Annotated in this window: 25 protein-coding genes; 10 read left to right on the top strand and 15 right to left on the bottom strand. The window is 65.0% G+C overall.

Translation table 11 applies throughout. The features are described 5' to 3' along the window. Positions 1-91: 91 nt before the first annotated feature. The 7 genes from Q1A36_RS08470 to Q1A36_RS08440 all read right to left on the bottom strand — a co-directional run bounded on the left by Q1A36_RS08470 (position 92) and on the right by Q1A36_RS08440 (position 6,791). A complete protein-coding gene (locus tag Q1A36_RS08470; RefSeq protein ID WP_299842030.1) occupies positions 92-724 on the bottom strand; it encodes a PqiC family protein in 633 nt (210 codons plus the stop codon). Between the two features lie 4 nt (positions 725-728). Then, positions 729-2,786, bottom strand: a complete 2,058-nt coding sequence (locus Q1A36_RS08465; RefSeq protein WP_299842026.1) for an MlaD family protein — start codon at positions 2,784-2,786, stop codon at positions 729-731. Then, complete coding sequence (locus Q1A36_RS08460; RefSeq protein ID WP_299842023.1) at positions 2,779-3,459, bottom strand: paraquat-inducible protein A; 681 nt, start codon at positions 3,457-3,459, stop codon at positions 2,779-2,781. The genes Q1A36_RS08465 and Q1A36_RS08460 overlap by 8 nt, the downstream gene beginning before the upstream one ends. Next, on the bottom strand, positions 3,456-4,136 hold the full coding sequence (locus Q1A36_RS08455) for a paraquat-inducible protein A (RefSeq protein ID WP_299842020.1): 681 nt from the start codon (positions 4,134-4,136) through the stop codon (positions 3,456-3,458). The genes Q1A36_RS08460 and Q1A36_RS08455 overlap by 4 nt, the downstream gene beginning before the upstream one ends. A gap of 90 nt (positions 4,137-4,226) precedes the next feature. After that, positions 4,227-6,029 (bottom strand): histidine kinase dimerization/phosphoacceptor domain -containing protein, encoded by a 1,803-nt coding sequence (locus Q1A36_RS08450; protein ID WP_299842017.1) that lies wholly within the window; start codon positions 6,027-6,029, stop codon positions 4,227-4,229. 9 nt (positions 6,030-6,038) lie between these two features. Beyond that, positions 6,039-6,641, bottom strand: a complete 603-nt coding sequence (locus Q1A36_RS08445; RefSeq protein WP_299842014.1) for an RNA polymerase sigma factor — start codon at positions 6,639-6,641, stop codon at positions 6,039-6,041. Beyond that, positions 6,642-6,791: a NepR family anti-sigma factor gene (locus tag Q1A36_RS08440; protein WP_101753139.1), complete on the bottom strand. Its 150-nt coding sequence runs from the start codon at positions 6,789-6,791 to the stop codon at positions 6,642-6,644. It lies immediately after the preceding gene. Between the two features lie 99 nt (positions 6,792-6,890). On the opposite strand from Q1A36_RS08440, the gene Q1A36_RS08435 reads away from it, so the two are divergent. Beyond that, positions 6,891-7,694, top strand: coding sequence for a response regulator (locus tag Q1A36_RS08435; RefSeq protein WP_299842008.1), 804 nt, complete (start codon positions 6,891-6,893; stop codon positions 7,692-7,694). Between the two features lie 42 nt (positions 7,695-7,736). On the opposite strand, the gene Q1A36_RS08430 is transcribed toward Q1A36_RS08435, so the two are convergent. Genes Q1A36_RS08430 through Q1A36_RS08415 form a run of 4 tightly spaced genes read right to left on the bottom strand, consistent with a single transcriptional unit; the run spans position 7,737 to position 10,743 of the window. Next, positions 7,737-8,597 carry a YihY/virulence factor BrkB family protein gene (locus Q1A36_RS08430; RefSeq protein ID WP_299842005.1) on the bottom strand — a complete coding sequence of 287 codons (861 nt, stop codon included), beginning with the start codon at positions 8,595-8,597 and terminating at the stop codon, positions 7,737-7,739. A 25-nt stretch (positions 8,598-8,622) separates the two neighbouring features. Beyond that, a complete protein-coding gene (gene dnaQ, locus Q1A36_RS08425; protein WP_299842002.1) occupies positions 8,623-9,321 on the bottom strand; it encodes a DNA polymerase III subunit epsilon in 699 nt (232 codons plus the stop codon). Next, complete coding sequence (gene coaE / locus Q1A36_RS08420) at positions 9,314-9,892, bottom strand: dephospho-CoA kinase (protein ID WP_299841999.1); 579 nt, start codon at positions 9,890-9,892, stop codon at positions 9,314-9,316. Before coaE ends, dnaQ begins: the two co-directional genes overlap by 8 nt. Continuing rightward, positions 9,889-10,743, bottom strand: a complete 855-nt coding sequence (locus Q1A36_RS08415) for a shikimate dehydrogenase (RefSeq protein WP_299841996.1) — start codon at positions 10,741-10,743, stop codon at positions 9,889-9,891. The genes coaE and Q1A36_RS08415 overlap by 4 nt, the downstream gene beginning before the upstream one ends. Positions 10,744-11,236: 493 nt before the next feature. On the opposite strand from Q1A36_RS08415, the gene Q1A36_RS08410 reads away from it, so the two are divergent. The 7 genes from Q1A36_RS08410 to Q1A36_RS08380 all read left to right on the top strand — a co-directional run bounded on the left by Q1A36_RS08410 (position 11,237) and on the right by Q1A36_RS08380 (position 18,524). Beyond that, positions 11,237-11,683, top strand: coding sequence for a CopD family protein (locus Q1A36_RS08410; protein ID WP_299841993.1), 447 nt, complete (start codon positions 11,237-11,239; stop codon positions 11,681-11,683). 125 nt (positions 11,684-11,808) lie between these two features. Beyond that, a complete protein-coding gene (gene rho / locus Q1A36_RS08405; RefSeq protein ID WP_101754340.1) occupies positions 11,809-13,080 on the top strand; it encodes a transcription termination factor Rho in 1,272 nt (423 codons plus the stop codon). Positions 13,081-13,115: 35 nt separating this feature from the next. Next, positions 13,116-14,372, top strand: coding sequence for a tRNA uridine-5-carboxymethylaminomethyl(34) synthesis GTPase MnmE (mnmE, locus tag Q1A36_RS08400; RefSeq protein WP_299841989.1), 1,257 nt, complete (start codon positions 13,116-13,118; stop codon positions 14,370-14,372). A gap of 2 nt (positions 14,373-14,374) precedes the next feature. Continuing rightward, complete coding sequence (gene mnmG, locus Q1A36_RS08395) at positions 14,375-16,246, top strand: tRNA uridine-5-carboxymethylaminomethyl(34) synthesis enzyme MnmG (protein WP_299841986.1); 1,872 nt, start codon at positions 14,375-14,377, stop codon at positions 16,244-16,246. Continuing rightward, positions 16,243-16,836, top strand: coding sequence for a 16S rRNA (guanine(527)-N(7))-methyltransferase RsmG (rsmG, locus tag Q1A36_RS08390; RefSeq protein ID WP_299841983.1), 594 nt, complete (start codon positions 16,243-16,245; stop codon positions 16,834-16,836). Before mnmG ends, rsmG begins: the two co-directional genes overlap by 4 nt. Further along, positions 16,829-17,626 carry a ParA family protein gene (locus Q1A36_RS08385; protein WP_299841980.1) on the top strand — a complete coding sequence of 266 codons (798 nt, stop codon included), beginning with the start codon at positions 16,829-16,831 and terminating at the stop codon, positions 17,624-17,626. The genes rsmG and Q1A36_RS08385 overlap by 8 nt, the downstream gene beginning before the upstream one ends. Beyond that, positions 17,619-18,524, top strand: a complete 906-nt coding sequence (locus Q1A36_RS08380) for a ParB/RepB/Spo0J family partition protein (RefSeq protein WP_299841977.1) — start codon at positions 17,619-17,621, stop codon at positions 18,522-18,524. The genes Q1A36_RS08385 and Q1A36_RS08380 overlap by 8 nt, the downstream gene beginning before the upstream one ends. A gap of 18 nt (positions 18,525-18,542) precedes the next feature. Here the strand turns inward: Q1A36_RS08380 and Q1A36_RS08375 are convergent, their stop codons facing one another. Genes Q1A36_RS08375 through rph form a run of 4 tightly spaced genes read right to left on the bottom strand, consistent with a single transcriptional unit; the run spans position 18,543 to position 21,408 of the window. Next, on the bottom strand, positions 18,543-18,890 hold the full coding sequence (locus Q1A36_RS08375) for a YbaN family protein (protein ID WP_299841974.1): 348 nt from the start codon (positions 18,888-18,890) through the stop codon (positions 18,543-18,545). A gap of 7 nt (positions 18,891-18,897) precedes the next feature. Beyond that, the gene (gene hemW / locus Q1A36_RS08370) at positions 18,898-20,097 is read right to left on the bottom strand and encodes a radical SAM family heme chaperone HemW (RefSeq protein ID WP_299841971.1); all 1,200 of its coding nucleotides are present in this window, start codon (positions 20,095-20,097) and stop codon (positions 18,898-18,900) included. Next, positions 20,090-20,698, bottom strand: a complete 609-nt coding sequence (gene rdgB, locus Q1A36_RS08365) for an RdgB/HAM1 family non-canonical purine NTP pyrophosphatase (protein WP_299841968.1) — start codon at positions 20,696-20,698, stop codon at positions 20,090-20,092. Before rdgB ends, hemW begins: the two co-directional genes overlap by 8 nt. After that, entirely contained in the window at positions 20,695-21,408 is a 714-nt protein-coding gene (gene rph, locus Q1A36_RS08360) for a ribonuclease PH (RefSeq protein WP_101753125.1), read from the bottom strand. Before rph ends, rdgB begins: the two co-directional genes overlap by 4 nt. Before the next feature lie 75 nt (positions 21,409-21,483). Between rph and hrcA the strand changes: the two genes are divergently transcribed. Together hrcA and Q1A36_RS08350 are read left to right on the top strand one after the other, a co-directional pair. Next, positions 21,484-22,539 (top strand): heat-inducible transcriptional repressor HrcA, encoded by a 1,056-nt coding sequence (gene hrcA / locus Q1A36_RS08355; protein ID WP_299841963.1) that lies wholly within the window; start codon positions 21,484-21,486, stop codon positions 22,537-22,539. A 4-nt stretch (positions 22,540-22,543) separates the two neighbouring features. Further along, the gene (locus tag Q1A36_RS08350; RefSeq protein ID WP_299841960.1) at positions 22,544-23,074 is read left to right on the top strand and encodes a nucleotide exchange factor GrpE; all 531 of its coding nucleotides are present in this window, start codon (positions 22,544-22,546) and stop codon (positions 23,072-23,074) included. Positions 23,075-23,148 lie beyond the last annotated feature (74 nt).

The raw sequence follows: 23,148 nt of genomic DNA, 5'->3' as shown, positions 1-23,148 counted from the left end.
CCCCGTCGTGGGCTCACGGATAACTGAACGGGCGGCCATCAGGCTGCCCGTTCAACTTGTTCAGGGTTCGGCTGATGCCGCCGAGCCGATGTCAGAGGATCGGGTCCAGCGCGAAGGGATCGGCCGGCGTCCGGGTGATGAAGGTGGTGCCCGCCCCGTCCAGCGCCGCGATCTGCTGGGCCAGGATCGACAGCGCGGTTGATTGCGCCACCGCGATGCTCTGCGGCTCGGCATTGGCCAGCGGCACCGAAATGTCGAAGCTGCGGGCGTGGTTGGTGCCGCCGCCGCTTTCATCGGCGAGGAAATAGCGCCCGCTGAGACGGTAAAGCCCGTCGGATTGCGCCAAGGCCTTCTCGACCCGCACCTCCAGCCGACGTTCGGCCGGTTCACCCAGGGGCCACGGCTCGGCGATGACCGCCGCCCCCGAGACATCCGAGATCGCCCGCGCGAGGGTCAGCGTCACCGCCCGCTCGGGATTGTCGGCCCAGAGATTGTCGGGGGTCGAGCGCACCGCGCCATCCGGGCTTTGCCAGGACACTTCCTGACCCGAGGCATAGGCCGGCAGGGAAACATCGCGCAGCTCGACCGTCGGGCCCAGCTGGTTCGCCACCCGGACCGGGGGCGAGGGTGGGTCGATCAGGTAGCGGCCGGTCTTTTCCGGGTTCGAACAGGCGGCTAGCAGCCCGAGCGACAGGACGGCGGGCAGAGAGAGAAGGGGGTTCATCATGTCATCGTCCCAGAATGAAGGCGCGGGGGTTTCGTTCGATCATCTGCGCAAGCGAGCCAAAGGCCGCTGTCGCCTTGCGCAATTCGCGCAACATGCTGACCGCCTCGGCATTGAAGGCCGAGCGTTCGCCATAGGCCGCCATGACCGATTCCGCCCGGGTGGCGGTCTGCTGAAGCCGGGTGATCAGCGCGGGCAGGCCTTCAGCCGCACGCGCGACCTCGTCGGCGGCCGAACTGGCCGAGTCGAGTGCATTGTTCAGGCTGCCCGCGGCATTGCCGTCGCGCAGATCGTTCAGCAGGCCTGAAGCGGCCTCCAGCGTGTTCGACAGGTTGCGCGGCAATTGCTCGGCATCCTCGGTGCCCAGCATGGCGCGCAGGTCCGACAGGATGCCCTGCGCCTCGGCGCTGATATCGGCAAAGGCAAACTCGTCCACGGCCTTGGCGGCCGCGTCGATATCCTCGACCATCTGCGGCACCTCCTCGGCGGCCAGCGCCACCGCATCGGCGGCCTTGGCGGCGTTGTCCAGCGCCGTGCGCAACGAGGTGACGACCTCGTCATCGTTCAGCTGGGCGGCGACCTCGCGCAGTTCGGTCAGCGTCGCCTGCGCCTCGTCGATGGTGGTGCGCAGCGAGCCGGGGATGGCGCGGGTTTCCTGCGAGCTGGCAATGGCGGTGATCGAGTTCATCATGTCGCTGGCCGATCGCAGCACATCTTCGATCGGCAGATCGCCGATCCGGGTCAGGAAGCCCTGCGCGGTGGCGCTGAAATCGGTCAGATCACCCTCGACCGAGGGGATGACCGGGTAGGGCTCGGCTGCAAGGTCCATGGTGGCGGGCGGGCTGTCTGGCAGCTCGACCATCTCGATCATCAGCGAGGTGCCCAGAAGACCGGCGCTGGCAACACGGGCGCGCAACCCCTTTTCGACCTCGCCGGCGATGAAGCTCTCGACGCTCTCGGTCGTGGCATCCGGCTCGAGCCCCAGACGGGTCGGGGACAGCGCAATGGTGACTTGCTGGCGCACCACCGGCGGTTTCCCCTCCTCGGGCGTATCAACGCTGACCGACAGGTCGGTCACGCGGCCGACATTCAGACCCTTGTATTTCACATCCGCGTCCTGCTCGAGCCCGTTGACCGCATCGTCCAGCATCACGGTAAAACGCAGTTCGCCCACATCTTCGCCGGTAAACAGGCTGTTGCGGGCGGCATCCTCGTCTGGTTGCAGGCGGAAGACATGACCGGCCTCAACCGGGCTGCCGCCGCTGGTCAGGGTGGCGAACTCGACGCCGCCCTGGATCAGCGTCGAGAGCGAGTTGACGTTCAGTGCGACGCCCTGCGCGCCGAGCGAGACCGAGAAGCCCGACACGTCCCAGAACACCGTGGCGCTCGTGAGGCGCTCGTCATGTGGTGCCTGAATGAACATGTCGGCAATGACGCTTTCATCCTCGTCGGACAGGCGCAGGTTTTCCAGCCGGCCAACCTCGAGCCCACGGAACAGAACCGGCGCGCCCTCGCTGACGCCCTCGGCATTCCCCAGCGACAAGATCGTCCAAGTGCCTTTTGCATCCTCGCGCGTCAGCGGCGCACGATCCAGCCCGGCAAAGCGGTCCTGCGGCTCGTCTTTCACGGCATCCCAGTAGCCCTCGATGAATGCGCCGGTCAGCACCGTGTCGAGCCGGGTCACGCCCTGCGCCGTCACCTCGGGCCGGACGATCCAGAATTGCGCATCGCTGTCGACATAGGGGGCGACATCCTGATCGACCCGGATTTCCAGCACGACCTTTTGCAGATCTTCGGTGAAGGCAACGGCCTCGACCTTGCCCACGGTAATCTCGCGGAATTTCAGCACGGTTTCGCCCGGCGTGATGCCTGTGGCATCCGCGAACTCGACCTTGATGACACGGCCGCGGTTTGCATAGGAATTCCACGCGATCGCCAGCGTCACCAGAAGCGCGAGGATCGGCACCAGCCAGACCAGGCTGACGCCGGCCTGCACAGCGCGGCGGGCGGTCTTGCGTACCGGGCGCGCTGGTTGGCCGGAAGGTGGGGGGGTCTCAGTCATGGTTGTCCGTTCTGTTCTTGCTGCTGCGCAAGGGCAGGCCGCGCCAGATCAGGCGCGGGTCAAAGCTTTGCGCGGAAAGCATGGTAAAGGCGACCGACAGGGCAAAGCAGACCGCCGCCGATCCTGGATGGATCGAGGCGACGAAGCCAAGCTGCACCAGCGCCGAGGTGATCGCGACGACGAAGACGTCGATCATCGACCAGCGGCCGATGAACTCGACCCCTTCGAAGAGATGCAGCCGCGTATGCGCCTGATCGGCTGTGGCCGGTCTGCCGGCGACGATGGCCAGCCGGGCAATGATGATAAATTTGGTGATCGGCACCACGACCGAGGCCACGAAAACCACCGCCGCGATGTCATAACTGCCCAGATGGATCAGCTCGATCACCCCTTCGATGATCGTGTGCTGGCCATTGCCGCCAATTCCGCCCAGGGTCTCGGTCTGCATCATTGGATAGAGATTGGCCGGGATATAGAGGATCAGGCCCGCGAACAGCCAAGCCCAGACCGCCTGCAGCCCGCGCCGGTCAGGCGGATGCAGATGCGCGCCGCATCGGTCGCAGCGGCTGTGACCCTCGGGCCAGACCCGGCCGCAGCTGCGGCAGCCGACCAGCCCGGCGCGATGCGCGGTCAGGACATGGCCGCCGTCGAGGAGATCGCTGTTTTCGCTCATGGATTGGTCGCCTGAACCATTTCACGTCCATCGGTCGGGACGCCGGCATCCTCGAGCGCGTCCCAGACCGTGGCCGGGCTGAGAAACCGGTGCGAGCAGAGGTTGACCACCAGAAGCGCACAGAAGGACCAGAAGGCCGGTCCCAGATGGATATTGGCCATGCCGCCGATCTTGACCAGCGCGACCACGGTGCCGATGACGAAAATCTCGGCCATGGACCAGGGGCGCAACTCCTCGGACCAGCGGAAGGCTGAGGCGGCGTGGCGATGGGGCGCGAGCCCCCGGGTCAGCGGCGTCAGTGTATAGACCAGCAGCAGGGCGCGAATGACCGGCAGCCCCACGACCGCACCGAGAACGGCCAGCACCAGCGGCAGCATGACGCCATCGGCAAAGGTCATGGCGACACCGAAGAGCGAGGTGGCATTGCCAAAGCCCGCGCGCGAGATCTCGAGGAAGGGAAAGAACACTGCCGCCATCAACAGCACGATCGAGGCAAAGGACAGCGCGATGATCTGTACGAAAGCACCGCTGCGTGGCTTGGCCAGCACGGTGTCGCAGCGGATGCAGCGCGCGGTTTCGCCGTCGAGCAGCTCTTCTTCGATATGCAAGGCATCGCAGCGAGGGCAGGCAATCAGCCCCTCGCCAGTGCGCAGATCATAGTGGCCTTCACTCGTCATGGCGCCAAAATAGACCGCGCTGCGGTCCACACAAGAAAAGATGACATGTGACGCCACGCCGCGCTGCGGCATGTGGCAAGCCTGCCGATCCTAATGCTGCGACCCCTCGCGCGCCGCCGAAGTCAGCACGACGCTGCGGATGTCGGTCACGTCCATCGGGTTGGCCCGCTGGACCTTGAAGGGCAGGCGCAGGGTGAAGACGTGATCCTGCTGGGCAAACTCGGCCTCGCCCTCCAGCTGGGTGGCAAAGGCACCGATCAGCTGCCCGCCCAGACCGGTGCTGTCGGGGAGGGCGCTGCCATCCAGCCGTGCGCCGGTCGAGTTGGCGATCTCCAGCACCGCCTTGTGCTTGGACGGATGGGTCAAGGACACCCGGACCCAAGGGTGATCTTCGCCCGGCGGTGTGCCGGCATATTTCAACGCATTGGTGAAGGCCTCGGTCGCGAGCAGCGTCAGCGGCACCGCCTGATCAGGCAGCAGCGTCAGGGGCTGCAGATCGGTCTGAACCCGCAGGCCACTGCCAGCCTCGACGCCGGCATTCACCATCTGGTTGATGATGTCGCCCATCAGCCTGTCGGCCTCGACCGCGTCCAGATGCTCGGCCTGGTAGAGATTGCGATAGATCGTCGCCAGCGCCGCCACCCGGTCCTGTACCGAGCGCAGCACCCGCTTGGCGTCGTTATCCTCGATCATCCGGCCCTGCATGTTGATGATCGAGGCGATGAGCTGCAGGTTGTTCTTCACCCGGTGATGCACTTCCTTCAACAGCACCGTCTTCTCGGCCACGGCCTCCTCCATCGCTTCCTCGTCTCGGATCAGGATGCGGGCCATGTTGTGGAAGGTCTGGCTGACATCGGTGATCTCGGCCGGCGCATCGGTCAGCACTGGGGGCGGGGTGTCGCGGTTGCCGATGGCAAAGCGGCGCATCTGCCCGCGCAACACCCGGATATGGCGCAGGACCAGCCGGTAGACGGCGAAATAGGCCACCGCCAGCGACACCAGCCACAATAGGATGGGGAAGATGATGGCGGTGAATTGCGACATGTTCAGCCGGTCAAATCCCGCCAGCTGCGGGGTCCAGCTGCCAAGGGCATAGACCAGGCCGGGCACCACCGGCACCACGGCAAAGACCCGTCTTTCGCCGGTATTGCTCCATTCCACGAAGGTCGAATCGTTCAACTCGATCAGGCTGGACAGGGTAACGCCGCGCGGCAGCAGGTCATCGACCGCCGTTTCCGGCCGGCCATCTGCGGTCAGCGGCTCGCCCTTGTGGTTGAAGGTGATGATCCCCGCGCCCTCGGTGCCGAAGCCGACTGCATGGGTGGATTGCAGCAGCGCCGAGGACAGCGAGACCACCACATAGCCCAGAAGATCGCGGTCCTCATAGAGCGGCTGCATCACCACCACCACCGGCCGCCCGCTGAGCGAGCCCTTGGAGAGCGCCGTGATCATGGTCTGCGGCTGGCTGACGAATTTCTGGTAGGCGCGGGAATCGCGCATGTCGACCGGCTCGCTGCCCGCGCCGTCAGAGGTGCAGCGCGAGATGCCGTTCATCGGCACGAAGGCCGCGCCCTGGTAGACCGCGCTGTGAAGAAGAAACGAGCGCATGATCTCGGCACAGGCATCCGCATCGTCCAGCACCTCGAGCACGGCGGGCCCCAGCGCGTCGGCAGTGCCAAGCGCACCTTGCAACAGCGCCCGTTCACCAGCCGCCGCCGAGGCGGTGCGGCCCAGAAGCGCGATCTCGGCGCTGCGTTCAGCCTCGCGCGAGACATGCAGGGTCTGGACCAGCGAGATCAGCCCGATGGGCAGGATGGCGACCGACAGAAGCGCGGCCAGACGGAAACCAAGACCCTTGGTAAACTCCAGCCGGTCGCGCCAACGCCACAGCATGTTACCGCCCTAGCGGGATACGGGGCGATTGGTTGCCATCACGGCAAGGGTGGCCTGATCGGTCATTTCCAACTCTTCCCCGTCCGCCAGTTGCAACAACTCGGCCAGCTTGCGGCGACCGCGATTGGCACGCGACTTGACGGTGCCCACCGCGACGCCGGTCATGTCGGCTGCTTCCTCATACGAGAAACCCGAGGCGCCAACAAGGATCAGCGCCTCGCGCTGCTCGTCCGGCAGTTGCTCGAATGCGGCGCGGAAATCGCGCAGCGCCAGCCTGCCATCATGGTCAGGCCGGGCGGCAAGGCGGGCGGCGTGCAGACCGTCGCTGTCGCTGACCTCGCGCTTGGTCTTGCGGCGGGCGGAATAGAAGGTGTTGCGCAGGATGGTGAACAGCCAGGCGCGCAGGTTGGTACCGACCTGGAACTTGTCCATGTTGGTCCAGGCCTTGACGATGGTGTCCTGCACCAAGTCGTCCGCCGCCGCGCCCTCGCGGGTCAGCGACAGCGCAAAGGCGCGAAGTGCGGGCAGGTGATCGACCAGCTCGTCGCGCGGGTCGCCATGTTTCGCGTCAGCTTTTCCAGCCGCCGACGCCCGGCCACTCCCGGAACTCATCTACTTGTCCTGATCGCGCAGCTGCTGCAGCAAGGCAACGAACCGGTCGGGAATGTCATTGGCGGTTTCCTGCTCGTATACGCGACGCAGATTCTCGTCGATCTGCTTCTCGATCTCGGCCCGTCGGCGGGTTTCCCGTTTTTCGGTCATGCTTTTGTTAAATCCAACAAGCTTGTGCGCATCATGCCCAACATGTAGGGGTTTGACAGAGTTCCCGGGTTCCGGGCCTTTTTTTGAGGTAGTACACCTATGCCATCCGTCGATCTTGCGCAATCCATCGGTCGCGAACTGCCGTTCCTGCGGCGCTATGCCCGGGCGCTGACAGGCACGCAATCTGCTGGCGACAACTATGCCGCGGCGACGCTGGAGGCGATCCTGTCCGACCGCTCGCTGATCGAGGGTGCGAGCGACATCCGGATCGGGCTGTTCAAGACCTTCCACGCCATCTGGCAAAGCTCGGGCCAGCCCGTCGAGCAGGGTGAGGTCACGGCCCGCGAGGCCCGCGCGCAAGCGCATCTGCAGTCGCTGACGCCGAATTCGCGCGAGGCGCTGCTGCTGCGCACCATCGAGGAACTGCGTTACGACCAGATCGCCGAGGTGATGCAGATCTCGCAGGACGAGGCCGAGGAACTGATCCAGATCGCCCTGAACGAGATGGGCAGCGCGCTGCGCGGCCGGGTCATGGTGATCGAGGACGAAACCATCATCGCCATGGACCTGAAGGGCATCGTCCAGGCCATGGGGCATGAGGTGACGGGCGTGGCCCGCACCCACAGCGCCGCCGTCGATCTCGGCCGGAACAAGCGTCCCGACCTGATCCTGGCCGATATCCAGCTGGCCGATGGCTCCTCGGGCATCGATGCAGTGAACGAATTGCTGGGCGAATTGGGCGATCTGCCGGTGATCTTCATCACCGCCTTCCCCGAGCGCCTCCTGACCGGCGACCGGCCCGAACCGGCCTTCCTGATCTCGAAGCCCTATTCCGAGGAACAGGTGCGTTCGGCGGTGTCGCAGGCGATGTTCTTCTCGTCGACCGAGGGGCTGGACGCCTGACGGCTTCGCCATCGGCGAACCTTCATAACGACAATCGGCGCGTCAGGACTGACGCGCCTGCCGCGCAGCGGCGACGCGGCGGCGGCGGGCGATCTCGACATTGATCAGCGCGCCCAGAAGCACCGAGAAGCCGGCCAGGTAGAACCACATCAACAGCGCGATCACCGCGCCGATCGAGCCGTAGATGCGGTTATAGCTGTTGAAGCTGCTGAGATAGGCGGAAAAGCCGATCGAAGCGGCGGCCCAGACCAGGGCCGCCACCAGCGCCCCCCAGGTGAAGATCGGCGTGCGCGGCGATTTCACGTTGGGGCCGTAGCGGTAGAGAATACCGATCCCCATGATCACGATGACGAACATCGCCACCCAGGGCAGGGCCGAGACCAGCCAGGACCGAAGCGGGCCGAAGGTCATGAAATTGATGATGATCGGCAGGATGACGATCATGGCCAGCCCCATCAGCACGATCCCGACGATGGCCAGGGTCAGCACATAGGCCAGAAGGAAGCCGAAGATGGTCGAATGCGAGCGGACGCCGTAGGCGGCGTTCAGCCCGCGCACCAGCGCATCGACCCCTGCGCGGGCGGCGATGGTGGCGACGAGGAAGGACAGGATCGAGGCCCAGCCAATGCTGGTGCGCCCGCCCGAGAGCAGCGAGTTGATCTGGCTATCAAGGATGTCCTGCGCGCTGTCGGGGATGAACTCATGCGCGACACGCAGGTATTCGTTGATCACCGCCGGATCGAACCACAGGCTCCACAGCGCGATGATGGCCGCAAGGCCGGGAAAGACCGCGAACATGGCATAGAAGGCAACGCCGGCCGCGATCAGACCCATGTGGATCTTGTCCATGCGGATCATCACAGCAGAGAGGAAGGCCCATGCGTCGCCGAAAAAGCTCAGCATGGGCGCTCCGGGGCGCGTGAGACCCTCATCCGAAGCGCAGCCACAGGGCATCGGCGCCCAGCTTGGTGACGAACTCCGCGTGTGCGGCGGCCTCGTCCTCGGTCAGGCGCGAGGGCAACGGCTGCGGGCGGGGGCGCTGCGCACCGGTCTGCTGCGTGGCATCGGTTCTGTCCTGCGACACGGTCGGCCCGCCAAGGATCAGGTCGGGCTGCCGGCCGCCGATCAGTTCCAGGTAGACCTCGGCCAGCAGTTCGCTGTCCAGCAGCGCCCCGTGCAGCGTGCGGTTCGAGTTGTCGATGCCGAAGCGGCGGCAGAGGGCATCGAGCGATGCCGGAGAGCCGGGGAATTTCTCACGCGCAAGGCCAACCGTATCGAGCGCCCGCGACCAGGGCAGGGGGGCGTGACCGGCACGCTTCAGCTCGGCATTGAGGAATTTCATGTCGAACTTGGCGTTATGGATGACCAGCTTGGCATCCTCGCCGATGAAGCCGATGAATTTCTGCGCGATCTCGGCGAATTTCGGTTTGCCGCGCAGAAAGTCGTCGCCAAGCCCGTGAACGTCGAAGGCTTCTTTCGGCATCGAGCGTTCGGGGTCGATATACTCGTGAAAGGTCCGCCCGGTCGGCAGGTGGTTCACCAGCTCGATGGCGCCAATCTCGACGATGCGGTCGCCTTGTTCGGCCTCGAAGCCGGTGGTTTCCGTATCCAGAACGATCTCACGCATTGCTCAGTATGTCCTTGCAGATCCGGTCCACGGCGGCCCTTGCGCCCTCGAGCGTCTCGGTCGGGATCACCCAGTCCGCCCGCGCCCTCTTTTCCGCATCCGGCATCTGCCGGTCAAGGATCATGGCAAAACTCTGCTCGGTCATGCCGGGGCGGGCCAGCACCCGCTGGCGCTGCAACTCGGCGCCCGCCGAGACCACGGCGATGCCATCCACGCCCTTTTCGCCCCCGGTCTCGAAAAGCAGCGGAATGTCGAGAACGACGATCGGGGCGTTACGGTGCTGGCGGATGAAATCGGCGCGGTCGGCGGCGACCAGCGGATGAACGATGCGCTCGAGCCGGGCGAAGCCGGTTTCATCCTGCGCAAGAAGTGCCTTGAGCCGGGCGCGGTCGACAGCACCATCCCTAACCGCGCCGGGAAAAGCCTGCTCCAGCGGCGCGCCACCCGCCGCATAGAGCCGGTGCACCGCCGCATCGGCATCCCAGACCGGGTGGCCCAGATCGCGGAACATCTGCGCCGTGGTGGACTTGCCCATGCCGATGCTGCCGGTGAGGCCGAGACGGAAGCTCATCCGAGGACGGCAGCGCGGGTGGCGGCATCGACTTCGGGGCGCTGGCCGAACCAGCGTTCAAAGCCCGGTGCGGCCTGGTGCAGCAGCATCCCGAGCCCGTCGACAACGCGGCATCCGCGCTGCTGCGCCTCGGTCAAAAACGGCGTCATCAGCGGCGTATAGACCAGATCGGTCGCCACCGCATCGGGCGACAGCGCATCCAGCGGCACCCGGAAAGGCTGCTTGCCGGTCATGCCAAGCGAGGTGGAATTGACCACCGTAGCCGCGCCGTCCAGCATATTGCCGACCTGCGCCCAGTCATAGACGACGACGCGAGCCCCGAATTCCGCCTTGATCTGCTCGGCCCGGATGCGCGTGCGGTTCGAGATACGCAATTCCTGCACGCCGCTGTCGAGAAGCGAGGCCACCACCGCGCGGGCCGCGCCACCCGCGCCGATGACGGCGGCGGGGCCTGCATCGGCCTGCCAGTCGGGCAGGTTCTGGCGCAGGTTGGCAATGAAACCGTAACCGTCGGTATTGTCGGCATGGATCTTGCCGTCGGGGCGGAAGATCAGCGTATTCGCCGCGCCGATCAGCGCCGCGCGATCCGTAACCACGTCGGCCAGCGTCAGCACGGCCTCTTTATGCGGGATCGTGACGTTCAGCCCGACGAAGCCGGCATAGGGCAGGATGCGCAGCACCTCGGCCAGATGCTCGGGCATGACCGGCATCGGGACGTAGTGACCGGCAATGCCATAGCGATCCAGCCAGTGGCGGTGGAGGCGCGGTGATTTGGAATGGGCGATGGGCATCCCGATCACGCCCGAAAGCGGGACATTGGCGATCGGCGCCGCGGAAGATGTCTCGGTCATGCTTGCGCGATGGGTCCTGGCAGCTGGGTCTGGCGGTGAAGGTAAGCGGCATTCACCCGTGGCGAAAGCGAAAACTCGCATTTCCGTGAAGCCTTTACCGTGACGGGCGAACCTGTGGATAAGTCTGTGGACGGAGAATGGTCTGGGCTTGGGATTTTTCTCCTGTCGCGGCGGGCTGTGGAAAAAGGGGCGGGACCAAAGGTGAACGCGCGGACCTAATCCACAGGAAGATGAAATCTCTCGGTGCGCTGGGGATGATGTGGACAAGCCGAGTCATTCAGAGATTCTCCACAAGGCTTTCCCGTCGCAAGAATTTGGATTCAGGGGTGATTTCGCGTTATCAACAGCCGCGTCCGAGATCTGCCTCAGAACGCCGTCTTGTGGATGAAATGGTCTGGAGTCCTCCTGTCCAGACTATCCACTGGCCCTACAACATCATCATTCCTTTTCTTTCTTTCTTTATGTTAGAGGGCCGATGTCGAAAGGTGGCGCGATGACCGAGCTGTTGAGTACTTTCTATCCCTGGATCAAATCCCTGCATGTCATGGCGGTGATTTCCTGGATGGCGGGTCTGTTCTACCTGCCACGCCTCTTTGTTTATCATGCCGAACGCGGCATGACCGAAGGTGAGCCGGGCAGCAGTTTCGTGATGATGGAGCAGAAACTGCTGCGGCTGATCATGAACCCGGCGATGATCGTGACCTGGGTCGCGGGCCTGTGCCTCGTCTTCACCCCCGGAATTGTCGACTGGGGCTATGCCTGGCCCTGGGTGAAGGCGGCGGCGGTGCTGGCGATGACCTGGTTCCATCACTGGCTGGGACGGCAGCGCAAGCTGCTGAGAAATGGTCAGTCCCTTGGCGGACGCCGCTATCGGCTGATGAACGAGGTGCCGACGCTGCTGATGGCGCTGATCGTCGTCTCGGTGATCGTCAAGTTCTGAGCGGTTGACTTTTCGACCCGGCTCACCTATCTGCGCTGCCAAGCCCGGCCGTCCGGTACGGGGATTTCCATACATTGATGCATGACCGATCCTGATGGGCGGGACGTGCCATATTGGTCCGAATGATGAACGAAGAACGCTTGAACCTGTCCGACCTGAAGGCCAAGAGCCCGGCTGACCTGCTGGCCATGGCCGAGGAATGGGAGATCGAGAACGCCTCGACCATGCGCAAGGGCGAGATGATGTTCTCGCTGTTGAAAGAACATGCCGAGGATGGCTGGGACATCGGCGGTGACGGGGTGCTGGAGGTCGTGCAGGACGGCTTTGGCTTCCTGCGCTCGACCGGCGCCAACTATCTGCCCGGTCCCGACGATATCTATGTCAGCCCCGACATGATCCGCCAGCACAGCCTGCGCACCGGCGACACGGTTGAGGGTGTCATCCGCGCGCCCGGCGAGAATGAACGCTATTTCGCCCTGACCAAGGTCGAGCGGATCAATTTCGAGGATCCCGAGAAGGCCCGCCACAAGGTTGCCTTCGATAACCTGACGCCGCTTTATCCGAATGAGCGGCTGAAGATGGAGATCGAGGACCCGACGATCAAGGATCGCTCGGCCCGGATCATCGACCTGGTTGCACCGATCGGCAAGGGCCAGCGCTCGCTGATCGTGGCGCCGCCGCGCACGGGTAAGACCGTTCTGCTGCAGAATATCGCGCATTCGATCGAGAAGAATCATCCCGAATGCTACCTGATCGTGCTGCTGATCGATGAACGCCCGGAAGAAGTGACCGACATGCAGCGCAGCGTGAAGGGCGAGGTGATTTCCTCGACCTTCGACGAGCCGGCCACCCGGCACGTTGCCGTCAGCGAGATGGTGATCGAGAAGGCCAAACGCCTGGTCGAACACAAGCGCGATGTGGTCATCCTGCTCGACTCGATCACCCGCCTTGGCCGGGCCTTCAACACCACTGTCCCGTCCTCGGGCAAGGTGCTGACCGGCGGTGTGGATGCGAACGCCCTGCAGCGCCCCAAGCGCTTCTTCGGGGCCGCGCGGAACATAGAGGAGGGCGGATCGCTGACCATCATCGCCACCGCGCTGATCGATACCGGTTCACGCATGGACGAGGTGATTTTCGAGGAGTTCAAGGGCACCGGCAACAGCGAGATCGTGCTGGACCGCAAGGTCGCCGACAAGCGCGTCTTCCCGGCCATGGATATCCTGAAATCGGGTACGCGGAAGGAAGAATTGCTGGTTGATTCCAAAGACTTGCAGAAGACTTACCTGCTGCGCCGCATCCTGAACCCGATGGGCACGACCGATGCGATCGAGTTCCTGATCTCGAAGCTGAAGCAGACCAAGACCAACAGCGAGTTCTTCGATTCGATGAACGCCTGACGGGGAAGGTCTTACGGGGAACCGACCGGACTGCCATGGACACGATCTTTGCAGAAGCAACGCCGCCCGGCCGGGGTGGCGTTTCCGTTTTGAGGATCAGCGGCCCCGGGGCGCGGGGGGCGGCCGAGCGGCTGGCCGGGCCGTTACCGGTGGCGCGGCGAGCCGAGTTCCGCAATCTGCGCGACGGGGACGAGGTTCTGGACCAGGCACTGGTCCTGTGGTTCGAATCTGGGCGCAGTTTTACCGGCGAGGAAGTTGCCGAACTGCAATTGCACGGCGCGCCGGTGGTGACGCGGCGGGTGATGGCGGCTTTGCGCGATGGCGGGCTGCGCGAGGCAGAGGCCGGCGAATTCACCCGGCGCGCCTTCCTGAATGGCCGACTGGACCTGGCCGAGGTCGAGGGCCTGTCGGATCTTCTGGCCGCCGAGACGGAGTCGCAGCGGCGGCAGGCGATGCGGGCAGCCGGTGGCGAGATTGCGCGGATCGTCGAAGGCTGGCGCGAGATGCTGATCCGCTCCGGGGCGCTGGTCGAGGCCAGCATCGACTTTGCCGATGAGGAGGTGCCGGAGGAAGTTCCGGCGGAAGCCTTTGACCTGCTCGAGCGCTTGCACGGCGAGATCGAGCGCGAGCTGAACGGCTATCCGGCCAGCGAGCGGCTGCGGGAGGGTTTCGAGATTGCCGTGGTCGGGCCGCCGAACTCGGGTAAATCCAGCCTGATCAATCGGCTGGCGCGGCGCGAGGTGGCCATCGTCTCGGCGATTCCGGGAACGACTCGGGACATCATCGAGCTGCGCATGGACCTGCGCGGGTTTGCCGTGACCTTCCTGGATACGGCGGGTTTGCGCGAAACCGAGGACCAGATCGAGGCGGTTGGCGTGGATCGGGCGCGGATGCGGGCCGAGGCGGCGGATCTGCGGATCTTCCTGTCGGAGAGCGGCGAGCACGATCTGACGCTGTTTCGTGACGGCGATCTGACGCTCTGGTCGAAGGCGGACCTTTCGGAAGGGCAGGGCGATCTGTCTGCGGTGACGGGCGAGGGCGTTGAGGCCTTGCTGCAATCGATCTTTGAGGCCCTGTCGGGGCGCGTCGCAGATGCGGGGATCGTCAGCCATCGGCGTCAGGCCGATGCGTTGCGTGATGCCTTGCGGGCGCTGGACGGGTCGCGGGCGCAGCCGGAACTGCTTGCCGAATCCATCCGTCAGACGGCATTATCGCTGGAACGACTGGTCGGGCGCCTCGGCGCCGAAGATTATCTGGACGTGATCTTCTCGTCCTTCTGTATCGGAAAATAGGGATGTTTCACGTGAAACATTATGATGTCATCGTCATTGGCGGCGGTCATGCCGGCACCGAAGCTGCTGCGGCCGCCGCGCGCATGGGGGCCAGCACCGCGCTGGTGACCATGCAGGAAAGCGATGTCGGCACGCTGTCCTGCAATCCGGCCATTGGCGGGCTCGGCAAGGGCCACCTGGTCCGCGAGATCGACGCACTCGACGGTTGCATGGGCCGGATCGCCGACCGTGCGGGCATCCAGTTTCGGCTGCTGAACCGTCGCAAGGGCCCGGCTGTCCGTGGGCCTCGGGCACAAATGGACCGAGCCGCCTATCGCCGCGAGGCACGGGCCCACCTTGATGGAATTTCCGGGCTGGAGCTGCTGTTCGGCGAAGTCATGTCGTTCGTCCGCGACGGACAGACGATCCGGGGCGTGGCGCTGGCCGACGGCACCGAGCTCCGCGCGGCTTCCGTCGTTCTGACCACCGGCACCTTTCTCAATGGGCTGATCCATATCGGTGATGAGACCCACAAGGCCGGCCGTTGGGGTGACGAGGCCTCCTATGGCCTTGCTGCGTCACTGGCCGAGCTGGATCTTCCGCGCGGGCGGCTGAAGACCGGCACGCCCCCGCGCCTCGATGGTCGGACCATTGACTGGTCGGTGCTGGAGAGCCAGCCCGGCGATGACGAGCCGGAACTGTTCTCGGATCTCAGCCACGAACCGGCACTGACCCAGATCTCCTGCGGCATCACGCACACCAACGAGCGGACGCACCAGATCATCCAGGACAACCTGGGCCGTTCCGCCATGTATGGCGGGCGCATTCATGGTGTCGGGCCGCGCTACTGCCCCTCGATCGAGGACAAGGTGACGCGCTTTGCCGACAAGACCTCGCACCAGGTCTTTCTCGAGCCGGAGGGGCTGGCCGATCCGACCGTCTATCCGAACGGCATCTCGACTTCGCTGCCGCGCGACGTGCAGGAGGCCTATGTTCGCACGATCAAAGGCCTTGAAAACGTTGTTATTCTCCAGCCTGGCTACGCGGTGGAATACGACTATATCGACCCGCGCGCGCTGGAGCCGACCCTGCAGGTGTCGACCATCAAGGGTCTCTATCTCGCCGGTCAGATCAATGGCACGACCGGGTACGAAGAGGCGGGGGCACAGGGCCTGGTCGCCGGGCTGAACGCGGCAGCGGCGGCATTGGGGCGCGAGCCGATTATCTTCAGCCGGACCGACAGCTATATCGGCGTGATGATCGACGACCTGACGACGCGCGGCGTCACCGAACCCTATCGCATGTTCACCTCGCGGGCCGAATTCCGGCTGACGCTGCGGGCCGACAATGCCGATCAGCGACTGACACCACTCGGGGTCAAGCTGGGCTGCGTCGGTGCGGAACGGCAGGCGCAGTTCGCCGAGAAGATGGAGAAGTACGCTGCCGCCCGCATCATAGCCGAGAACGCACGCTTTTCGCCGAGTGAACTCGTAAAGCGCGGCATTTCGGTGCGCCAGGACGGGCAAGCGCGGTCGGTCTTTGACCTGATGTCCTATGTCGATCTCGACGACGCGGCGATGCTGGGCCTCGCACCTGAACTGTCTGCATATCCGCCTTCGATCATCGAGCAGCTGCGCAATGATGCCATTTATCACCAGTACACCGACCGCCAGGCGCGCGATGCCGCCATGCTGAAGGCCGAGGAGCAGATCCTGCTGCCGGCTGACCTCGATTATGCCAATCTCTCGGGCCTGTCCTCCGAGCTTCAGCGAAAGTTGACGGCTCAGCGTCCGCGCAGTCTGGCCGAAGCCTCGCGGCTCGAGGGGATGACCCCGGCAGCGCTGACGCTGATCCTGGCGACAACCCACAACCTCGCCCGGAAGCGCGCGGGATGAGCGATGTTTCACGTGAAACATCGGAACGGCTGCACGACTATGCCCGGCTGATCGAAAAATGGAATCCGCGCATCAACCTCGTCGCCAGGTCGACGCTGCAGGACATTTCCGATCGCCATATCCGCGATAGCGCGCAGCTCGCGGTGTTGGTCGGCCCTGCGATAGGAAAATGGGTCGACCTCGGCAGTGGGGGAGGGCTCCCGGGACTGGTCGCGGCGATCCACTATGCCGATCAGCCGGTTGACTTCCATCTGGTCGAAAGCGATCAGCGCAAGGCCACCTTCCTCAGAACCTGCATCCGCGAACTGGGACTGGGCCGCGTCACCATCCACGCGGCGCGCATAGAATCGCTCATTCCTGCCGCTGCCGATATTGTCAGCGCCCGTGCGCTTGCCCCGCTGCCGCTCCTCATGTCATATGTGGATCGACACCTGAAACAGGGCGGGACGGCTTGGCTGATGAAGGGCGAGAACTGGCAGGACGAACTGCGCGACGCCCAAGCCCAATGGCGATTCCGCCACGTGGCGCATCCGAGCCAAACCCATAAAAACGCGGCGATTCTCGAGATAGGCGATATTTCCCATGTCTGAACCGATCATCATTGCAATTGCCAACCAGAAGGGCGGGGTGGGTAAGACGACCTCGGCCATCAATCTCGGTGCGGCGCTGGCCGATGCCGGGCAGCGCACGATCCTCATCGATCTAGATCCGCAGGGAAACGCCTCGACCGGCCTCGGCATCGACCCGGACCGGCGCGAAATCACGTCCTATGACCTTCTGGGGGGGCAGGCGACGCTGGCTGCAGCCGCGCTGAACACCGATGTCGAGAACCTGCGCATTGTCCCCTCGACGCCCGACCTCTCCTCGGCCGATATCGATTTCTCGCGCAGCGCCGACCGCACCCGGCTGCTGCGCCGCAGCCTGCGCGCCGAGGCCGGCGCCGACCTGGTGCTGATCGATTGTCCGCCGGCGCTTGGCCTGCTGACCGTCAATGCCATGGTCGCCGCTGATGCGGTGCTGGTGCCGTTGCAGGCCGAGTTCTATGCACTCGAAGGTCTCTCGCAACTCCTGATGACCGTCCGCCAGATCCGCCAGACCGCCAACCCCGATCTGCGGGTGAATGGCGTGCTGCTGACCATGGCCGACAGCCGCAACAATCTCTCTCAGCAGGTCGAGGCCGATGCACGCGCCACTCTGGGCGATCTTGTCTATCGCACCACCATTCCGCGCAATGTCCGCGTGTCCGAGGCGCCGTCTTTCGGCAAGCCGGTGGTGCATTACGATCCAAGCTCCAAGGGCGGCATCGCCTATCGGGAATTTGCCCGGGAATTTGCCGGGCGGCTGAAGCAGATCGAGACCAAGGAGGCTGTAAATGGCTGATTCCAAACTGGGAAAGCGTGGCCTCGGTCGCGGCTTGTCGGCGCTGATGGCCGATGTGGACCTGGTTCCGGCAACGGAAGCGGCCAATCGTCCCACGGCCAGCACTGACCGTAACATGATCCCGATCGAGCAGATTTCGCCCAATCCCGATCAGCCGCGCCGCAGCTTCGAGCCCGAGGCGCTGCAGGAACTGGCGCAATCGCTGAAGGCCCGCGGCGTGCTGCAGCCGCTGATCGTCCGTCCGCATCCGCGCGACGAGGGTCTTTACCAGATCGTCGCCGGCGAACGCCGCTGGCGCGCGGCGCAGCAGGCGCAGCTGCATGAATTGCCCGTCATCATCCGCGATCTCAGCGATACCGAGGTGCTCGAGATTGCGCTGATCGAGAATATCCAGCGTGCTGACCTGAATGCCATCGAAGAGGCGGCTTCGTTCCGGCAGCTGATGGACCGTTTCGGTCACACGCAGGAGCAACTGGCGGAGGCGCTGAACAAAAGCCGCAGCCACATCGCCAACCTGCTGCGCCTTTTGAACCTGCCGGAACAGGTGCAGATCTGGCTGAAAGAGGGCAAGCTGAGTGCCGGCCACGCCCGCGCGCTGGTGCCGGCACCCAATGCGGCGCAACTCGCGCGCCGGGTCATCGAGCGAGGGTTGTCGGTCCGCGAAACTGAGAAGCTGGTGCGCGACCTGATCAATCCGCCAGCCGCCAAGCCGGCCAATCGCCGGGCAGGCGAGAAGGATGCCGATACCCGCGTGCTCGAATCCGATCTTTCCGCGCATCTGAAGATGCGGGTGGCGATCAACCATGCCGCCAATGCCGATGGCGGGCAGCTTGTTGTGACCTACAAGGATCTGGATCAACTCGACCGGCTCTGCCAGGTCCTCGGCGGCAGCGCCTGACGCTGCCAGCTCGACAGGTCAGACCGTGGGTCGCGTGACGACGTAGGCCGCAATGCTGGTGCAGATGACGGCCTGCGCCAGCACCAGGCGCGGATCGATGCCCAGCCACCAGGACAGGCCCACGCCGAAGCTCATGGCGCTTACCGCCCAGAGCTTTGCCAGCCGCGAGACCGCGCCGCGCTCCTGCCAGGCACGCACGGCGGGACCGTATTTCGGATGATTGCGGATCTTCTCCCGCAGCCGCGGCGACGAGCGCGAGAAGGCCCAGGCCGCGACCAGCAGGAAAGGCACGGTCGGCACCACGGGTAGGGCAAGGCCGATGACGCCCAGGCCCACACCGATCCAGCCGATGCCAAGCCACAGCATCCGCATCTCAGTTCACCGCCAGTTCGCGCAGGATGGCGTTCAGCACCGGTCGCCCGGCCCGCGTGGCCATCACCTGGTCCTCCCGAACCGCGACCATGCCCCAGTCCTGCAGTCGCTCCAGCGCCGCCGCGTCCAGCGGGCGCCCGGCCAGTTGTTCATAGCGTGCCGCCGACAGCCCCTCGGCCAGCCTCATCGACATCAGCAAGTATTCCGTCGCCTGGTCCTCAGACCCCAGATCGCCGCGTTCACTCTCGCCCGAGCCACGCTCCTCGACCGCCGCCAGCCAGGCCCCCGGCTGCCGATGTGCCTCGGTCGCCACCCGACCGCCGGGCAGCGTCAGCCGTCCATGCGCGCCGGGGCCGACGGCGGCCCAATCGCCCTGGCGCCAGTAGATCAGGTTGTGCCGGCTTTCCGAGCCCGGCCGGGCGTGGTTCGAAATCTCATAGCAGGGCAGGCCGGCAGCATCGCAAATATCCTGCGTTTCCAGATACATATCGGCAGAGACATCATCATCCGGCAGGCCTTTCAGCCCGCCAGCCGCGTGCCTTGCGCCAAATGCGGTGCCCGGCTCGATCGTCAGTTGGTACAGCGACAGGTGATCCACTGCCATGCTCAGCGCCTCGTTCAGTTCGGCGCGCCAGTCCCCAATTCCCTGATCCTGCCGCGCATAGATCAGATCAAAGCTCACACGGCCAAAACAGTTCCGCGCTATGTCGAATGCGGCCCGGGCCTCGGCCGCCGAATGCATCCGTCCCAGCCGTCGCAAGTCGGCGTCGCGCAGCGATTGCACGCCCATGGACAGGCGGTTCACCCCGGCATCGGCAAAGCCGCGAAAGCGTCCCTGCTCGACGCTGGTCGGATTGGCTTCCAGCGTGATCTCGATGTCATTGGCAAATCCCCAGGCTGCGCGGGCGGCGCGGATGACCGCATCCACCGTCTCGGGCAGCATCAGCGAGGGCGTGCCGCCGCCAAGGAAGATGCTATCCAGCTGCCGCGCTGGTCCCTGAACCTCTTGCCCCAGCCGTGCGATCTCGGCCGACAGCGCGTCGGCCCAACGGCGCTGGTCGATCTGGCCGGCGACATGGCTGTTGAAGTCGCAATAGGGGCACTTGGCGGCGCAGAAGGGCCAGTGGACATAAAGCCCGAACCCGCCCTGACGCCAATCCTCGCCCGCCGTTGCGGCCTCAACCAGGCGCTTTTCAGGCAAAACTGCCCTCCATCATCTTCGCCACGGCCCGCGCCCGGTGGCTCAGCGAGTTCTTCTGCTCCGCCGGCATCTCGCCCAGGGTGATCTGATGCCCCTCCGGCATGAAGATCGGGTCATAGCCATGGCCCTCGGCCCCGCGCGGCGGCCAGACGACCTGACCGGGCAGGACGCCCTCGAACACCTCGTCATGGCCGTCGGGCCACATCAGCACCAGCGTGCAGCGGAATTGCGCCGTGCGGGGCAGGGGGGCGTTCACCGCCTCGAGCTCGCGCCAGGCGCGTTCCATCGCCATGCCGAAATCGCGGCCTTGGCCGGTCTCGGCCCAATCGGCGGTGTAGACGCCGGGCGCACCATTCAGCGCGTCGATGCTGATGCCGCTGTCATCGGCGAGGACGGGCAGGCCGGCGGCCTCGATCGCTGCGCGTGCCTTGATCCGGGCATTGCCGATGAAATTGTCCTCGGTCTCGACCGGCTCGCCCAGTCCCGCCTCGGCCGCCCCGATGACGGTGATCCCCAAGGGCGCCAGCAGCGCCCGCATCTCGGCCAGCTTGCCGGCATTATGCGTGGCGACCAGCAGCGTCTCGCCCTCGAAACGCCTCATGCCACAGCCGCTTTCTGTGCAGCGACCAGCCCGGCCACGCCGGCCTCGGCCAGATCCAGCAAGCCGCCCATCTCGTCGCGCGAGAAGGTCGCGCCCTCGGCCGACATCTGCACCTCGATCAGCCGGCCAGCGCCGGTCATGACGAAATTGCCGTCGGTCCCGGCCTCGCTGTCCTCGGCATAGTCGAGATCGGCCACCAGCTGCCCGGCATAAATGCCGCAGGAGATCGCGGCCACGTGGTCGATGATCGGGTCGCTGGTCAGCACCCCGGCCTTCAGCATCTTGTTGACGGCGATGCGCAGCGCCACCCAGCCGCCGGTGATCGAGGCGCAGCGGGTGCCACCGTCGGCCTGGATCACGTCGCAATCGACGGTGATCTGCCGCTCGTTCAGCGCCCGCAGGTCAACGCCCGCGCGCAGACTGCGCCCGATCAGCCGCTGGATCTCGACCGTGCGGCCACCCTGCTTGCCGACGGCGGCCTCGCGGCGGTTGCGGGTATTGGTGGCGCGCGGCAGCATACCGTATTCCGCCGTCACCCAGCCCTTGCCGCTTCCCTTCAGCCAGCGCGGCGGGCTTTCCTCGATGCTGGCGGCGCACAGCACATGCGTCCCGCCCATCTTGATCAGGCACGAGCCCTCGGCATGGCCCATGATGCCGGTCTCGATTGTAATCGGGCGCAATTCGCTTAAATTCCTGCCAGAGGGGCGCATGGGCGGTCATCCTTTCCAGTGTTTCCTGCCCCATACAGGCCCGCCCCGTCATGACGCAACCCGCGAGAGGACCGGTTGAGCCAGCAGACACAGCTTTCCGAACTGAATGACCGCTCGCGCGAGGTGTTTCGCCGCGTCGTGGAATCCTATCTGCAGACCGGCGAGCCGGTGGGCTCGCGCACGCTCACGCGCGATATGACCGAACGCGTCAGTGCGGCGACCATCCGCAACGTCATGCAGGATCTGGAGTATCTCGGGCTTCTCGACAGCCCCCACGTCTCGGCCGGGCGCTTGCCCACGCAGCTGGGGCTCCGGCTGTTCGTCGATGGCATGATGGAGGTCGATGCCGTCGATCCCGTCGACCGCGCCCGGATCGAGCAGACCATCGGCAATGACAATCCCGATACCGGAACGCTTCTCGACCGCGTCAGCACCGCGCTCAGCAGCATCACCCATGGCGCCTCGCTGGTGCTGATGCCCAAGCACGAGGCGCCGGTGCGCCACATCGATTTCGTCACCCTCGGCCCCGACCGCGCGCTGGTGGTGCTGGTCTTTGCCGATGGCCATGTCGAGAACCGGGTCTTCACCCCGCCGCTTGGCCAGACGCCCTCATCCATGCGCGAGGCGGCGAATTTCCTCAATGCCATTGCCGAGGGCCGCACGCTCTCCGAACTGCGCGGCCATATCGCCGCCGAGATCACCGCCCGACGGCAGCAACTCGACGGGCTGGCGGCGCAACTGGTCGAATCCGGCCTCGCGCTGTGGGACACGGCGGACAGCGACCCCCGGCTGATCGTGCGCGGGCGGTCCAATCTGCTGGACAGCCAGGAAGCCGATATCGACCGGGTGCGAGAGCTTTTTGACGATCTCGAGCGCAAGCGCGATATCGCCCAGTTTCTGGAACTGGCCGAGCAGGGCGAGGGGGTGCGCATTTTTATCGGCTCCGAGAACAAACTTTTCTCTCTTTCGGGTTCCTCTCTGGTCGTTTCGCCCTATATGAATGCCGACCGAAAGATTGTGGGTGCCGTTGGTGTCATCGGGCCGACGCGGCTGAACTATGGCCGCATCGTTCCGATTGTCGATTACACGGCTCAGTTGGTCGGCCGGGTGCTCTCTGGCCGAAAAGGATGATGCGATGACCGATCAGAACGAATTTGCCAGTGAAGACCCGATTGAAGACCCGCTGGCCGACCCGGTGGACGAGATCGAGCGTCTGACGGCCGAACGCGACGAGTTGCGCGACAAGTTCATGCGGGCCCTGGCCGATGCCGAGAACGCCCGCAAGCGCGCCGACAAAGAGCGCCGCGATGCCGAGCAATATGGCGGCACCCGCCTTGCCCGCGACCTTCTGCCGGTCCATGACGCGCTGACACGCGCGCTGGACACCGCCGGCGACGAACAGCGCGCCGCCGCGCCCGGCCTGATCGAAGGGGTCGAACTGACCCTGCGCGAGCTGGCGAACGTGTTCAAGAAACACGGCATCACCATCCTCGCGCCCGAAATCGGCGAGCGGTTCGACCCGCAGAACCACGAGGCCATGTTCGAGGCCCCGGTGCCCGGCACCCGCGCCGGCGACATCATCCAGGTCATGGATAACGGCTTCAAGCTGCATGACCGCCTGCTGCGCCCGGCCAAGGTCGGCGTCAGCTCGACGCCGGCCAGCTGAGCCCGCAATCAGCCGAACGCCGTTCCAGCTGACCGTCCGGTCGGCGAACGGCGTTCCGCCTGACGCGGATGCTT

Origin of the sequence: uncultured Paracoccus sp. (genome assembly GCF_947487305.1) — a bacterium.
In the GTDB taxonomy this organism is placed as follows: Bacteria; Pseudomonadota; Alphaproteobacteria; order Rhodobacterales; family Rhodobacteraceae; genus Paracoccus.
This window is presented reverse-complemented; position numbering and strand designations above follow the sequence as displayed.

Excerpts from the sequence above, each read along its gene's own strand:
- Q1A36_RS08470 (WP_299842030.1), bottom strand. The coding sequence starts at position 724 with ATGAACCCCCTTCTCTCTCTGCCCGCCGTCCTGTCGCTCGGGCTGCTA.
- Q1A36_RS08465 (WP_299842026.1), bottom strand. The coding sequence starts at position 2,786 with ATGACTGAGACCCCCCCACCTTCCGGCCAACCAGCGCGCCCGGTACGC.
- Q1A36_RS08460 (WP_299842023.1), bottom strand. The coding sequence starts at position 3,459 with ATGAGCGAAAACAGCGATCTCCTCGACGGCGGCCATGTCCTGACCGCG.
- Q1A36_RS08455 (WP_299842020.1), bottom strand. The coding sequence starts at position 4,136 with ATGACGAGTGAAGGCCACTATGATCTGCGCACTGGCGAGGGGCTGATT.
- Q1A36_RS08450 (WP_299842017.1), bottom strand. The coding sequence starts at position 6,029 with ATGCTGTGGCGTTGGCGCGACCGGCTGGAGTTTACCAAGGGTCTTGGT.
- Q1A36_RS08445 (WP_299842014.1), bottom strand. The coding sequence starts at position 6,641 with ATGAGTTCCGGGAGTGGCCGGGCGTCGGCGGCTGGAAAAGCTGACGCG.
- Q1A36_RS08440 (WP_101753139.1), bottom strand. The coding sequence starts at position 6,791 with ATGACCGAAAAACGGGAAACCCGCCGACGGGCCGAGATCGAGAAGCAG.
- Q1A36_RS08435 (WP_299842008.1), top strand. The coding sequence starts at position 6,891 with ATGCCATCCGTCGATCTTGCGCAATCCATCGGTCGCGAACTGCCGTTC.
- Q1A36_RS08430 (WP_299842005.1), bottom strand. The coding sequence starts at position 8,597 with ATGCTGAGCTTTTTCGGCGACGCATGGGCCTTCCTCTCTGCTGTGATG.
- dnaQ (WP_299842002.1), bottom strand. The coding sequence starts at position 9,321 with ATGCGTGAGATCGTTCTGGATACGGAAACCACCGGCTTCGAGGCCGAA.
- coaE (WP_299841999.1), bottom strand. The coding sequence starts at position 9,892 with ATGAGCTTCCGTCTCGGCCTCACCGGCAGCATCGGCATGGGCAAGTCC.
- Q1A36_RS08415 (WP_299841996.1), bottom strand. The coding sequence starts at position 10,743 with ATGACCGAGACATCTTCCGCGGCGCCGATCGCCAATGTCCCGCTTTCG.
- Q1A36_RS08410 (WP_299841993.1), top strand. The coding sequence starts at position 11,237 with ATGACCGAGCTGTTGAGTACTTTCTATCCCTGGATCAAATCCCTGCAT.
- rho (WP_101754340.1), top strand. The coding sequence starts at position 11,809 with ATGAACGAAGAACGCTTGAACCTGTCCGACCTGAAGGCCAAGAGCCCG.
- mnmE (WP_299841989.1), top strand. The coding sequence starts at position 13,116 with ATGGACACGATCTTTGCAGAAGCAACGCCGCCCGGCCGGGGTGGCGTT.
- mnmG (WP_299841986.1), top strand. The coding sequence starts at position 14,375 with ATGTTTCACGTGAAACATTATGATGTCATCGTCATTGGCGGCGGTCAT.
- rsmG (WP_299841983.1), top strand. The coding sequence starts at position 16,243 with ATGAGCGATGTTTCACGTGAAACATCGGAACGGCTGCACGACTATGCC.
- Q1A36_RS08385 (WP_299841980.1), top strand. The coding sequence starts at position 16,829 with ATGTCTGAACCGATCATCATTGCAATTGCCAACCAGAAGGGCGGGGTG.
- Q1A36_RS08380 (WP_299841977.1), top strand. The coding sequence starts at position 17,619 with ATGGCTGATTCCAAACTGGGAAAGCGTGGCCTCGGTCGCGGCTTGTCG.
- Q1A36_RS08375 (WP_299841974.1), bottom strand. The coding sequence starts at position 18,890 with ATGCTGTGGCTTGGCATCGGCTGGATCGGTGTGGGCCTGGGCGTCATC.
- rdgB (WP_299841968.1), bottom strand. The coding sequence starts at position 20,698 with ATGAGGCGTTTCGAGGGCGAGACGCTGCTGGTCGCCACGCATAATGCC.
- rph (WP_101753125.1), bottom strand. The coding sequence starts at position 21,408 with ATGCGCCCCTCTGGCAGGAATTTAAGCGAATTGCGCCCGATTACAATC.
- Q1A36_RS08350 (WP_299841960.1), top strand. The coding sequence starts at position 22,544 with ATGACCGATCAGAACGAATTTGCCAGTGAAGACCCGATTGAAGACCCG.